The organism is Flavobacterium macacae (assembly GCF_003865365.1).
Classification (GTDB): domain Bacteria; phylum Bacteroidota; class Bacteroidia; order Flavobacteriales; family Flavobacteriaceae; genus Flavobacterium; species Flavobacterium macacae.
Genome location: NZ_RQVR01000004.1, coordinates 1 through 13,051, shown reverse-complemented (window position 1 = coordinate 13,051; position 13,051 = coordinate 1). Strand labels below are relative to the sequence as shown.

The window sequence follows — 13,051 nt, the reverse complement described above, 5'->3', positions numbered from 1 at the left end:
CACAATTTTAGATTTTGAACAGCTCAAAATCCTAGTCTGCATTAATTGTAATGTGGCTTAACACTTTGTATTAAATTTTATCGGTATTATGACAAAAAAAACAAATCTTTTTGCCAACCTTAAATCTGACTTTCCGTCTGGTTTAGTGGTTTTTTTGGTAGCACTCCCGCTATGTCTGGGAATTGCTCTCGCTTCGGGCGCACCGCCTTTATCAGGAATTATATCAGGAATTATTGGTGGTATCGTTGTTGGGACTCTTAGTCGTTCAAATATTAGTGTTTCTGGCCCAGCTGCAGGTTTGACGGCGATTGTTTTAACAGCAATTACTGACCTTAAAGCTTTTGACATATTTCTTACTGCTGGCTTGATTGCCGGAATTATTCAATTAATTTTAGGTTTTATCAAAGCAGGAAGCATCTCCAATTATTTTCCAACCAATGTTATCGAAGGAATGCTTGCTGGTATTGGCGTTATAATTATTTTAAAGCAAATTCCGCATGCCGTCGGGTATGATAAAGACTTTGAAGGAGACGAAGCTTTCGTAGAAAAAAATGGGAATGCTTTTGATTCGATAGTAGATTCTTTTAATCATGTTCAAATTGGTGCGATTTTAATCACCCTTATTTCTATAGCAATATTGATTTCTTGGGATAAGATCGGTTTTTTGAAAAGGCTTAAATTAGTCCCAGGAGCTTTGGTTGCTGTAATTGTGGGAATTGTTTTAAATGAAATTTTCATTTCTTCAGGAAGCAGTTTAGCTATTTCAAATGAACATCTGGTAAATCTTCCAGTACCAAAAACTTGGGAAGATTTTAAAAATATTATTGTCACGCCAAATTTTTCGGGTTTTGCCAATATTAAAGTTTGGACTGTCGGAGCAACTATTGCTATTGTGGCTTCTATAGAAACATTGCTCTGTATTGAAGCATCTGACAGGATGGATGTTCAAAAAAGATATACGGACACAAATGTCGAATTAAAAGCACAAGGAATTGGTAATATCATAAGTTCCTTATTAGGCGGTCTGCCAATGACTTCAGTTGTTGTACGCTCTTCTGCGAATGCAAATGCTGGCGCAAAGACCAAAATGTCTGCCATAATTCACGGGGTACTTTTATTAATTAGTATTCTTTCAATTCCATTTCTTTTGAATAAAATTCCTTTGGCAACATTAGCGGCGGTTTTGCTTCTGGTTGGATATAAATTAGCCAAACCTGCTGTAATTATGCACTTTTGGCACAAAGGAAAATATCAATTTATCCCCTTTATCGCTACTTTATTAGCAGTGGTGTTTCTTGACTTGTTACAAGGAGTTGCATTGGGAATCGTCATAAGTATCTTGTTTGTTTTAAGAGGAAACTTAAAAAGAGCTTACCGTTTTAGAAAAGAAAAATTTGAAGAAGGTGATGTGATTCGAATTGACTTGGCTCAAGAAGTTTCATTTTTAAACAAGGCTGCAATTAAAACGACTTTATCAGAAATTCCAGAGAATTCGAGAGTTGTTATTAACGCTTCTGATACCGTTTATATTGCGCACGACGTTTTAGATTTGATTCAGGAATTTGCAACGGTTCGCGCTGAAGAAGAAAATATAAAAGTGAAGTTAAAAGGTTTTAAAAAAGCTTATGATTTAGAAGATGTGGAAGAAAGCGGAAACCACGTTTTCTTTGAAAATTATGAAGAGGCAAGATTAAGAAAACAAACAAAAATTGACTACGACAAGTGTGTCAGTTTGATTGAAGAAAAAAGAAATAATAAATAAACAAATTTTACGACTCAACGTAAGACAATTTTAAATTAAGAAAATGAGCGATTTTTATAAAAAAATATTAGACGGAAATAGAAATTGGGTAAAATCAAAAATTGACAATGACCCAGAATATTTTGAAAGATTAGCCGAAGGCCAAGCACCGCCATTGCTGTGGATTGGATGTTCAGACAGCCGTGTTCCTGCAAATGAAGTTATCGGCGCACAGCCGGGTGAAGTTTTTGTTCACAGAAACATCGCCAATATGGTGGTGCATTCAGATATGAATATGTTGAGCGTTTTGGATTATGCCGTCAATGTTTTAAAAGTACAGCACGTTATTGTCTGCGGCCATTACGGTTGCGGCGGCGTAAAAGCGGCCATGGGAAATTCTTCAATCGGGTTGATTGACAACTGGATTCGCCATATCAAAAACGTTTACAGGCACCACCACAATTATTTGAATTCAATTATTGATGAAAAAGAAAGATTTGATGCGTTTGTAGAATTGAATGTGAAAGAAAATGTATTGGATTTGGCAAAAACTTCGATCGTACAAGGAGCCTGGAAAAATGGTCAAAATTTGAACTTGCACGGATGGGTTTATAGATTGAATAATGGACTGGTTAAAGATCTTGAAGTAAATCTTAGCAGTAACGAAGATTTAGATACGGTTTACCAATTGAAATTCTAAAAACAAAAAGCCTCTTAATTGAGGCTTTTTTTATTCGTCTTTTTCAAGGTTTTCATTAAACGTAGAAGGTAAAATTTGCGGGATGAATTTGATTAATATCGGAAGCAATAAGCTTCCTCCCGGCAAAAGAAAAATTGTCAGCGACGGAATTGTTTTACAGATTTCCAATAATTGCTTTTTGACTTTTTTCTTTTCTTTTGCATCTAAACTTCGGTGCGTGGAATGCGTCAGCAAAAGTACCAAATCGCCGTTGTTGGCTAACTCTTTAGCCAATCGTGTTTTGTTCCTTGAGATCAACGTTTTTACATTTTGCGTCGTTTGGTCATAAAAATGCTTAACCGGATTCGAGTAATTAAAATAAGGAATTCTCTTTTTATATTTATTGATAAATTCATCGGTAGAAGCAATGCTTTCAGTAACAAAATGATCAGGAATATCCATTATTTTAGCCATCTGGTATAAAAAGGAAGCTTCGTTTTTCTCCATTTCAAGATCGTTCCAAAGCGCCATTCCGGCCATGTCAATGAGGTATAATTTTTCCAATTGCGAGGTGAAATAATCCAACTGCAAAACTTCTACATCTTGAACTTCCACCTTTGAAAATTTGGTATAGCGAACAGAAGCTTCAAATAATTTGATCAACAAATCATCATAATCTGACTTTTTTGATTTGGTTTTCAAAGCTAAACTTACAATGCTTACAATCGTTTCTTCTAATTTTTTTAAGTAATTATTCGGAATAGAACCCTTGGCTAAATATTGCCTGAAGGCTAAAACATCTACAAAAAGCAATGCATTGGTTAAAATATGCGAGAAGTTTTTGCCAATAATTCCTTCATTGGTTTGCACCCGTTCTCCAATCATTTTTTCAAGTTCAATGGAAGGAGCGTTTCCAGGCAACATTTTATCCAGTAAATTAAATCCTTTCGGACTCATTTCTTTGTAAAAAAGAATCGCTTTTGATATAAAATCAGCCTGATTTGTTTCGTGGGTAATTAAGCCATAAACGCCATACAAAGTATTCAGCAAGGCGACTTTTGAAAATTCTTCCGATATCCAGCCTTTGGTGTCAATGGGCAGTGGCGTGTCAAAAGAAACCACATGTCCATAAATAAAGCCGGTTGCTCGCGTACTGCTATAAAATTCAAGCGCATAGCCCACAACAGGAAGTTGCAGATGCTTTTGTTCTGCAAAAAACTTGGCAATCCAGCCGTGTGCCGAAGGGTTTATCATCATTCAAATTTGTGGTGCAAAGCTATGTTATTTATTATCAATTTTAAAACAAGAATCAATTTCTTAAAAAAGAGATCACAAATCTAAATTACTATAAAGTCAATAACCCCTTTTAACATAGTTATTGTACAAATCATTTCGGATCCGGTTCAAGGAGAAGAGAATAAGGAGATATAATTTTTCTTTTTGGTAAAGTTTAAAATACCTACTAATTTATTGTTTGTCAATCGTATAACATAAAAGGCTAATTCTGTAAGAAGAAAATTGTTGTAAGATAGTAATTTAGATAAAACTAAAAATTGTATACCAATCCAAAAACAATTAGTTATGAAAAAGCCCCAATTATTCGGAAAAGCCCTTTTAGGAATCGGAGTTGTCTCTCTTTCATTAGGTAGCATTTCTTGCAAGCAGGAAGCTAAACCTGTAGATCCGAAAGAGGTTGCAGAAGAAGAAAACGAAGCAAAATTTGAGGAAGTTGAAAGAGCAGAAGAAATTGCCGAAACACTTGTTGATGTCTCTGAATTTGATTTGACACAAAGAGAATTAGGAAAATTAGCTCAAGTAAATGGGATTAATTCGGAGGTAAAAGCTTTAGGTAAAATGATGGAAACGCATCACGATGAATCGTACAAAGACCTAACCGGATTATCAAAAACTAGAAATATTTCAGTGCCAACCGCCATTACTGAAGATGGACAAAAAGAATATGAGGATCTTAAGAAAGTAGCGCCTAAAAATTTTGACAGAGACTATTTGAGAGAGGTTTTAAAAGATCACAAAAATGCAATTGATGAATTTTCAAAAGAAGCTCAAAAGACTGCTGACGTTGAGGTAAAAGCATTTTTAGAAAGAAAAGTCACTTCGCTGACGGAACATCACAAAGCAACAGAAGCTTTGGCAATAAAACTTAATATCAAATAAACTTAATTATGGGAAATTTACTTTACACAATCGCAGTTATTTTAGTTATCATTTGGGCCATCGGATTTTTAGGAGGCTTTGTTGCCAGTGGCTTAATTCATATTTTATTAGTAATCGCAGTCATAGTGGTGCTTTTGAGAGTTATTCAAGGAAGAAAACCACTTTAGATAAAATGATTTAATAATAGGTTTCCTAAATGCTGTAATTTTTTATATTAATTCTGTAAGATGTTTTTTAAAGGCAAGCGGTAAATTTAAAATTCTAAACAATTAATAAATTCTAATCCAGTAAAAAACAGAATTATGAAAAAAGTACCATTCAGAAAATCATTGTTAGCAACTGCTTTATTCGCATCCATCGCATTCACATCTTGTAAAAATGAAACTGCTACGGTAGATTCAAAAGAAGTGGCAGAAGAACAAAACGAAACTGCTGTCGAGAATGCAAAAGTAGTGCTAAACGAAGCAGAGGACAATTCAAAAGTATTCATTGATTTAGCCGAATTTGAATTGGCGCAAAAAGAATTGGCTGTTCTTGCCCAAAAAAGAGCTGTTTCTCCTGACGTTAAAAATTTAGCAAAGAAAATTGCTGAAGGGCATACTGCTTCATTAAAAGAGTTAAGTGAAGCAACTAAGGAAAGAGGAATTTCGGTTCCGACGACTTTGACAGCTGACGGAATGTCTCAAGTTGAGGCCTTGGATAAAAAGAAAGGTCAAGAATTTGATGTTGAATATATTGACAAAGCAATTACTTCTCACAGAGATGCGATTCAAAAGTATCAAGGAGAAGCTTCAAAAGTTAAAGATCCAGAAGTGAAAGCCTGGCTGGATAAAAAAGTAGTCGACTTGCAAGGTCATTTTGATATGATCAACAATTTGATTTCAAAATCAAGAAAATAATAAACCAATAACCAATCATTAAATACAAACAATTATGGGAAATTTACTTTATACAATCGCAGTGATTCTAGTCATTATTTGGGCATTAGGATTCTTCGGAGTTCTTGGAGCAGGAATCGCAACAGGAGGATTAATCCACATTTTATTAGTAATTGCAATTATCATTGTATTGCTAAGAGTTATTTCGGGTAGAAAGCCGTTATAAGAAAAAGAAATAAAATTGCACTAAAAACAAAAAAACCGCTGAGAAATCAGCGGTTTTTTATTGGTTAAAGCTTTTGGTTAAAAGCAATATTCATTTTCTTCAATTAATTTTGAAGCAATCGTTTCGCTCAAAGCCACCACATTTGGAAGATTGGTGTATTTTGTAAAGCGTTTCAATCCCATTAGCATCATGCGCTGTTCATCGCCTTCAGAAAAAGAAGCAATTCCTTCTTTTCCTTTTAAATTTACGATGTCAACCGCTTTGTATAAATACAATTGTGCCATGGCGATCTGCTCTTTTACATTTTCAGCTCCTTTTGATTTAGCCAGTTTCTCGGTTCTCAAAATCACCGATTCTGCCATATAAATTTCAATCAAGATATCAGAAGCGGCCATCAATAACTGTTGGTGGCTGTCTAATTCGGGTCCGTATTTTTGAACAGCGCCACCGGCTACCATCAAGAACACTTTTTTCAACTTGCCCAAGATTTCTTTTTCTTCTGCAAACAGTTCAGAATAATCAGGCGTGTTAAAATCAGGGATTCCCATCAATTCTTCTTGCACTTTCATTGCAGGTCCTAATAAATCGACATGGCCTTTCATTGCTTTTTTAACTAACATTCCAACAGAAAGCATGCGGTTGATTTCGTTTGTTCCCTCATAAATTCTGGCGATTCTCGCATCTCTCCAGGCACTTTCCATCGGGGTATCTTCAGAGAATCCCATTCCTCCTAAAATTTGAATTCCTTCGTCGGCACAATTCTGAATATCTTCAGAAATCGCTACTTTTAAGATGGAGCACTCAATGGCAAATTCCTCAACGCCTTTCAATTCAGCATCTTGGTGGCTTTCACCGGCTGCAACTCGTGCATCGATTCGTTCTTCCACATTTTTGGCAGCACGATACGCCGCGCTTTCTCCTGCATAGCACGAAGCGGCCATTTCTGCAATCTTAGAACGAATCGCTCCAAAATTAGCGATCGGCGTATTGAACTGGATCCTTTCATTAGCATATTTTACAGCTCCCGAAGTCACACGTCGTTGTGCATCTAAACAGGCGGCACCTAATTTGATACGGCCTACATTCAATGCATTCATGGCAATTTTGAAACCGTTTCCTCTTTCAGAAAGCATGTTTTCAACAGGAACTTTTGTATCGCTAAAGAAAACCTGACGAGTAGAAGAGGCGCGGATTCCTAATTTATGTTCTTCTTCATTCATCGAAATTCCGTTTGCAGGATCATTTTCTACGATGAAGCCCGTGATGTTTTTATCATCACCAATTCGTGCAAAAACAATAAAAACGCTACAGAAACCGGCATTAGAAATCCACATTTTTTGTCCTGTGATTTTATAATGCGTTCCGTCTTCTGATAAAACGGCTTTTGTTTTCCCTGAATTGGCATCCGATCCCGCTCCCGGTTCTGTCAAGCAATAGGCTCCGAACCATTCGCCAGAAGCGAGTTTCGGTACGTATTTTTTCTTTTGTTCTTCCGTTCCGTATAAGGTAATTGGCATGGTGCCGATTCCGGTATGTGCTCCAAAAGCGGTTGAAAACGAACCTGTCGCGCCCGAAATATAATCGCAAACCAGCATCGTGGAGACAAATCCCATTCCCAATCCGCCATATTCTTCCGGAACGGCAACTCCAAGAAGTCCCAATTCGCCTGCTTTTTTCATGCATTCTTCCGTGAAAGCGTAATCTTTGTTTTCAAAGCGGTTTTTGTTCGGCCAGATTTCTTTGTCTACAAATTCCTTTACCATTTGCTTCATCATCAATTGCTCCTCCGAAAAATCTTCTGGAGTAAAAATGTCTTCGCTTTTTGTTTCTTTTACAAGGAATTGACCTCCTCGCGTAACCTGTTTTTCGATTGTATCAGCCATTTGATATTATTTTAAATTTTGAATTATAAATTTTGAATTATAAATTTTAAATTACTTTGTAATCGACTCATGGGATGTCTTTATTATTTTGGTTATGATATTGATGATGTGTTCGATTTCTATTAAATAAGTTGTAATTGGTATTTTTGTTAGTTCTGATTTGTCTAATAATCTTAACCAATACTTCGTTTCTCTTGCTTCTTTTGATGCAATGGACATTTTATTTATAAAATCTCTCTTTGATTGTGCTGCAATTGCTTCTTCCACATTTGCTCCAATACTTGTTGATGATCTTAAAACCTGCTTAGAAATAATATATTCGTTTTCTCTTTTTAATTCCACAAATAATTGGATTATAGTAAGAGAAAATTCGAAAGTCTTAACTGCTATTAAGTTATCGTTCTTCACCTTTAAAATTTAAAATTCATCATTTAAAATAATTTTAAAAAATTTCATAAACCCCAGCGGCTCCTTGACCTGTTCCCACACACATCGTTACAATTCCGTATTTGTTTCCCCTGCGTTTCATTTCGTCGAATAATTGCACTGAAAGTTTCGCTCCCGTACAACCAAGAGGATGACCCAAAGCAATTGCTCCGCCATTTACATTCACGATATCTGGATTGATTCCTAATTCTCTAATTACCGCCAACGATTGCGATGCAAACGCTTCGTTTAATTCGAATAACTCCATATCATTTAGCGACATTCCAGCTTGTTTCAATGCTTTCGGAATTGCTTTCACTGGGCCGATCCCCATAATTCTTGGTTCAACTCCTGCGGCAGCATAGCTTACCATTCTGGCAATGGGTTCCAAGTTTAATTCTTTGACCATTTCTTCCGACATTACCATTACAAAAGCGGCACCGTCACTCATTTGAGACGAACTTCCGGCAGTAACGCTTCCATCCGCGGCAAAAACAGGTCTTAGTTTTGCCAATGCTTCTAAATTGGTATCCGCTCTCGGGCCTTCGTCTTTGTTTACCACATACGATTTTGTTGCCTTTTTTCCGTTTTCATCGATGTAGGTCTGCTCCACCGTAATCGGAACAATCTGCTTGTCGAATTTACCTTCTGCTTGCGCTTTCAATGCTTTTTGATGCGAATGGAAAGCGAATTTATCTTGGTCTTCACGCGAAACATTGAATTGTTTGGCAACGGCTTCGGCAGTCAATCCCATTCCCCAATAATAATCTTCGTGGCCTTCTTTGGCAACGGCATAATCTGGAGTAGGTTTATAACCGCCCATCGGAATAAAACTCATGCTTTCGGCACCGCCGGCAATAATGCAATCTGCCATTCCTGATTGGATTTTTGCGGTTGCCATAGCGATAGTTTCCAATCCTGAAGCACAATATCTGTTCACGGTAACACCCGGAACGTCATCGATTTTTAATCCCATCAAGGAAATCAAGCGCGCCACATTCAAACCCTGTTCGGCTTCTGGCATTGCATTTCCGACCATCACGTCGTCAATTCTTTTCTTGTCAAAATCAGGCAGTTCCTTCATCATGTACTGAATGGTTTCTGCTGCCAATTCGTCGGGACGCTTGAATCTGAATACTCCTTTTGGCGCTTTCCCAACGGCCGTCCTGTATGCTTTTACTATGTATGCTGTCTTGTTCATCATTTTAAATTTTGAATTATAAATTATAAATTAAAATCACTGTCTTTTAAACGATATGGTGAACCATTTAAAATTCATCATTTATAATTTAAAATAATTAATTACGAAGTGGTTTTCCTTTTGTCAACATAAATTGAATTCGCTCCAAAGTCTTTCTTTCCGTACATAAACTCAAGAACGCTTCTCTTTCCAAATCCAATAAATATTGTTCTGTGACTAAAGTCGCTTCTGATAAATCGCCACCGGCCATAACATACGCCAGCTTGTTTGCAATTTTCTTATCGTGTTCAGAGATGTAACTTCCTGCTTGCATTTGGTCGGTTCCAACCAAGAACATTCCCAAGGCTTGCTTTCCTAAAACTTTTACATCTTTTCTTCTGATAGGCTGTGTATATCCAGCTTCTGCCAAGATTAATGCTTGCTTTTTAGCTTCCGCAATCTGTCTGTCTTTGTTGATGACCACGATATCTTTTCCGTGCTGTAGAATTCCTAAATCGAAGGCTTCGTGTGCAGCAGTCGACACTTTTGCCATTGCTACAGTCAAGAAATATTCTTGCAATACATTTAATTCCACGTCATTTTTACGGAATAGATCCGATGCTCTCAAAGTCATTTCTTTAGAACCTCCGCCACCAGGAATAACGCCGACACCAAATTCTACCAAACCAATATACGTTTCCGCAGCAGCTACTACTTTGTCAGCGTGCATACTCATTTCGCAACCGCCACCCAAAGTCATTCCGTGAGGAGCGACTACAACTGGAATTCCAGAATAGCGAACACGCATCATGGTATCTTGGAACATTTTGATGGCCATATTTAATTCGTCATACTCTTGCTCGACTGCCATCATAAAAATCATTCCGATGTTGGCTCCCACAGAGAAATTGGCGGCTTGATTACCGATAACCAAACCTGCATGTTCTTTTTCGGCCAAGTCGATGGCTTTGTTGATGCCTTGCAATACATCGCCTCCGATGGTATTCATTTTCGATTGGAATTCTAAGTTTAAGATTCCGTCACCTAAATCAGTGATTACAGCACCAGAATTACTCCAAACTTTTTTGCTTTCGCGGATATTATTCAAAATGATAAACGAATCTTGTCCCGGAATTTTCTTCTGAGATTTTGATGCGATATCATAATAATAAGACGCTCCGTCTTTAATGGTATAAAAAGATTTATTTCCAGAAGCCAGCATATCTGTAACCCAAGTTGCAGGTTCTAGATTTTCGGCTTTCATCAATTCGATTCCTTTTTCAACACCGATAGCATCCCAGATTTCAAACGGGCCATTTTCCCATCCGAAACCGGCTTTCATCGCATCGTCAATCTTGTATAAATCTTCAGTAATTTCAGGAACTCTGTTGGCTACATAAGCGAACATTCCTGTGAAGTTTTTTCTGTAGAATTCTCCCGCTTTGTCTGTTCCTTTTACCAACACCTTGAAACGGTCGATGGGTTTATCGATGGTTTTTGTCAGCTCTAACGTCGCAAAAGATGTTTTTTTAGCGCTTCTGTATTCTAATGTATCTAAATCTAACGACAAGATGTCTTTGTCTACTTTTTTATAAAAACCTTGTCCGGTTTTGCTTCCCAGCCATTTGTTTTCCATCATTTTGCTGATGAAATCCGGGAGCTTAAACAATTCGTGCGCTTCGTCTTCTGGGCAGTTTTCATAGATTCCGCTGGCAACGTGTACCAAAGTATCCAATCCAACCACGTCAACGGTCCTGAACGTAGCCGATTTTGGACGGCCAATAACAGGTCCGGTCAATTTATCGACTTCTTCAATTGTCAAGCCCATTTCCTTGACTTGGTGAAACATACTCATGATTCCGAAAATACCGATGCGGTTTCCGATGAATGCCGGAGTATCTTTGGCTACGACCGAAGTCTTTCCCAAGAACTTTTCTCCGTATTCATTCAAGAAATCTACTACTTCTGTTGCCGTATTTGGCCCTGGAATGATTTCGAATAATTTTAGGTAACGTGCCGGATTAAAGAAGTGCGTGCCGCAGAAATGCTTTTGGAAGTCTTCGCTTCTGCCTTCGCTCATGAAGTGGATCGGGATTCCGGAGGTGTTGGAAGTGATCAGTGTACCCGGCTTCCTGTATTTTTCAATCTGTTCAAAGACTTGCTTCTTGATGTCCAATCTTTCGATTACCACTTCGATAATCCAATCGACATTGGCAATTTCAGCCAAATCATCTGTCGTGTTTCCTGTTGTAATCCGGTTGGCAAATTTGGGGTGGTAAATAGGCGAGGGCTTCGATTTCAAGGCATTCGCCAAATGCTCGCTGACCACTCTGTTTCGAACCACTTTGCTTTCTAATGTCAATCCTTTTTTCTGTTCGGCATCGGTGAGTTCACGAGGCACAATATCCAGAAGCAACACTTCTACACCGATATTTGCAAAATGACAGGCAATGCCCGACCCCATAATTCCCGAACCAATGACAGCAACTTTTTTAATCAGTCGTTTCATTCTATTATTTGTTTGTTGTTTGTATCAATTTGTCATCCTCAAAAAAGATTTTCTTTTCAGCAATCAGGTTGTTGATGGTTTCTGCCACTTCAATAAAATGCTGTAATTTCTCTTCTGAGATGTGTTCTTTTATCGTTTCGTTGAATTTTAAAACCGTGTTTTTTGACAATTCTCTTTTCTCTTTCCCAAATTTGGTCAAGTTGATCAAAACGCCCCGTCCGTCAACCGGATTTTTTTTTCGGGTAATCAAGCCTTTGTCTTCCATTGATTTTAGGGTTCTGGTCAAGCTCGTGGCTTCCATTCCCATTTTTGGACCCAAGGTGGTGGAGGGAGAACCTTTATCTTTGTCAAGGCTCAACAATGCGAATCCGGTGGACATTGTTGCGCCATATTTAGCGGCTTCTTCGTTATACATTCTTGCGACAGCCTGCCAGGTCGCTCTCAGAATATAGTCTATCGTTTTGTCTTTCATGTGTTTTTAGTTATTTCAAATATAGGGAAAAATATTATGCACGCATACTAGATTGGGGTTATTTTTATGTTAAACTAAAAAAAGCTTCCCAAAAAATGAGAAGCCTTCAATAAAAATAAGGAAATTAAACGATTAAATCAAATTTATTGGCAAAATGCCTTTTTAAAATTCTCTTTGATTCTTTGCTGTAAGCCTTCTGGTGGCATTACCTTTTGGCCATCCGCCAAAACCAAGAACCAGTCTTTCAAATTTATAGATTTTATACCTGCGGGAGCCTTTTTTTGCGGGCGCATCACTATGCAGCATTTGTTTTAAAAAGATTGCGGGCCCGGAGTCCTTCGTCAGTTCGGCTGGCGCGTCGGGTGCAAATCCGCGCCATCGCGGTTTTAGATTTTAGATGAAGGATTTTGTATTTTACATAATTGTTTTCATACACTCGCCATGCACTATCTATACCTCGGATAGGGAGCATCTGGGAATGTGACCCGTCCTAAAATAACTATTGTCCCGTCCTAATTTAGCTATACAGATTAATGAATAAATCCTGATATAGTTATACAACTCTAATTTTTAATCCTACAACAACTATACACCCCCGCTACCGCGCGAATCCCTTCACGTGGTGACTATATTTTCTACTATCCGGTCATTAAAAAAGAATGCCTTTTATTATATTTGAATTAAAAAATGAGTAGAAATTATAAATTCCATAATCCCGAAGGACTCTATTTTGTTAGTTTTGCCGTGGTTGGGTGGCTGGATGTTTTTACCCGCAGCGAGTACAAGGATTTAGTATTGGAAAGTTTAGAATTTTGCCAGAACAATAAGGGAATGGAAGTGCATGCTTGGTGTATCATGACCAATCATTTGCATCTTATTTTT

At 37.6% G+C, this 13,051-nt stretch carries 13 protein-coding genes; 7 read left to right on the top strand and 6 right to left on the bottom strand.

The genetic code is table 11. From position 1 onward, the window contains the following. Nucleotides 1–88: 88 nt before the first annotated feature. Both EG849_RS04525 and can read left to right on the top strand, forming a co-directional pair. Entirely contained in the window at nucleotides 89–1,762 is a 1,674-nt protein-coding gene (locus EG849_RS04525; RefSeq protein ID WP_125011900.1) for a SulP family inorganic anion transporter, read from the top strand. Nucleotides 1,763–1,805: 43 nt separating this feature from the next. Beyond that, a complete protein-coding gene (can, locus tag EG849_RS04520) occupies nucleotides 1,806–2,441 on the top strand; it encodes a carbonate dehydratase (RefSeq protein WP_125011899.1) in 636 nt (211 codons plus the stop codon). A gap of 30 nt (nucleotides 2,442–2,471) precedes the next feature. Here the strand turns inward: can and EG849_RS04515 are convergent, their stop codons facing one another. After that, on the bottom strand, nucleotides 2,472–3,674 hold the full coding sequence (locus EG849_RS04515) for an LETM1-related biofilm-associated protein (protein WP_125012081.1): 1,203 nt from the start codon (nucleotides 3,672–3,674) through the stop codon (nucleotides 2,472–2,474). A 327-nt stretch (nucleotides 3,675–4,001) separates the two neighbouring features. Here EG849_RS04515 and EG849_RS04510 point away from each other — a divergent pair, with 327 nt between their 5' ends. The 4 genes from EG849_RS04510 (at nucleotide 4,002) to EG849_RS04495 (ending at nucleotide 5,699) form a co-directional block, all read left to right on the top strand. Continuing rightward, entirely contained in the window at nucleotides 4,002–4,595 is a 594-nt protein-coding gene (locus EG849_RS04510) for a DUF4142 domain-containing protein (RefSeq protein WP_125011898.1), read from the top strand. Between the two features lie 8 nt (nucleotides 4,596–4,603). Then, nucleotides 4,604–4,762: a lmo0937 family membrane protein gene (locus tag EG849_RS04505; protein WP_125011897.1), complete on the top strand. Its 159-nt coding sequence runs from the start codon at nucleotides 4,604–4,606 to the stop codon at nucleotides 4,760–4,762. A gap of 135 nt (nucleotides 4,763–4,897) precedes the next feature. Continuing rightward, nucleotides 4,898–5,494 (top strand): DUF4142 domain-containing protein, encoded by a 597-nt coding sequence (locus EG849_RS04500; RefSeq protein WP_125011896.1) that lies wholly within the window; start codon nucleotides 4,898–4,900, stop codon nucleotides 5,492–5,494. Nucleotides 5,495–5,528: 34 nt separating this feature from the next. Then, nucleotides 5,529–5,699 (top strand): lmo0937 family membrane protein, encoded by a 171-nt coding sequence (locus EG849_RS04495; RefSeq protein ID WP_125011895.1) that lies wholly within the window; start codon nucleotides 5,529–5,531, stop codon nucleotides 5,697–5,699. A gap of 77 nt (nucleotides 5,700–5,776) precedes the next feature. Here the strand turns inward: EG849_RS04495 and EG849_RS04490 are convergent, their stop codons facing one another. The 5 genes from EG849_RS04490 to EG849_RS04470 form a co-directional block, all read right to left on the bottom strand. Further along, a complete protein-coding gene (locus tag EG849_RS04490; protein ID WP_125011894.1) occupies nucleotides 5,777–7,582 on the bottom strand; it encodes an acyl-CoA dehydrogenase family protein in 1,806 nt (601 codons plus the stop codon). 51 nt (nucleotides 7,583–7,633) lie between these two features. Further along, a complete protein-coding gene (locus EG849_RS04485) occupies nucleotides 7,634–7,990 on the bottom strand; it encodes a four helix bundle protein (RefSeq protein ID WP_125011893.1) in 357 nt (118 codons plus the stop codon). A 34-nt stretch (nucleotides 7,991–8,024) separates the two neighbouring features. Then, entirely contained in the window at nucleotides 8,025–9,209 is a 1,185-nt protein-coding gene (locus EG849_RS04480; RefSeq protein ID WP_125012080.1) for an acetyl-CoA C-acyltransferase, read from the bottom strand. Nucleotides 9,210–9,306: 97 nt separating this feature from the next. Further along, nucleotides 9,307–11,697, bottom strand: a complete 2,391-nt coding sequence (locus EG849_RS04475) for a 3-hydroxyacyl-CoA dehydrogenase/enoyl-CoA hydratase family protein (protein WP_125011892.1) — start codon at nucleotides 11,695–11,697, stop codon at nucleotides 9,307–9,309. Between the two features lie 4 nt (nucleotides 11,698–11,701). Next, on the bottom strand, nucleotides 11,702–12,169 hold the full coding sequence (locus EG849_RS04470; protein WP_125011891.1) for a MarR family winged helix-turn-helix transcriptional regulator: 468 nt from the start codon (nucleotides 12,167–12,169) through the stop codon (nucleotides 11,702–11,704). Between the two features lie 687 nt (nucleotides 12,170–12,856). Here EG849_RS04470 and EG849_RS04465 point away from each other — a divergent pair. Further along, nucleotides 12,857–13,051, top strand: a 195-nt coding sequence (locus tag EG849_RS04465; RefSeq protein ID WP_199732252.1) for a transposase, incomplete at its 3' end; no start/stop codon positions are given.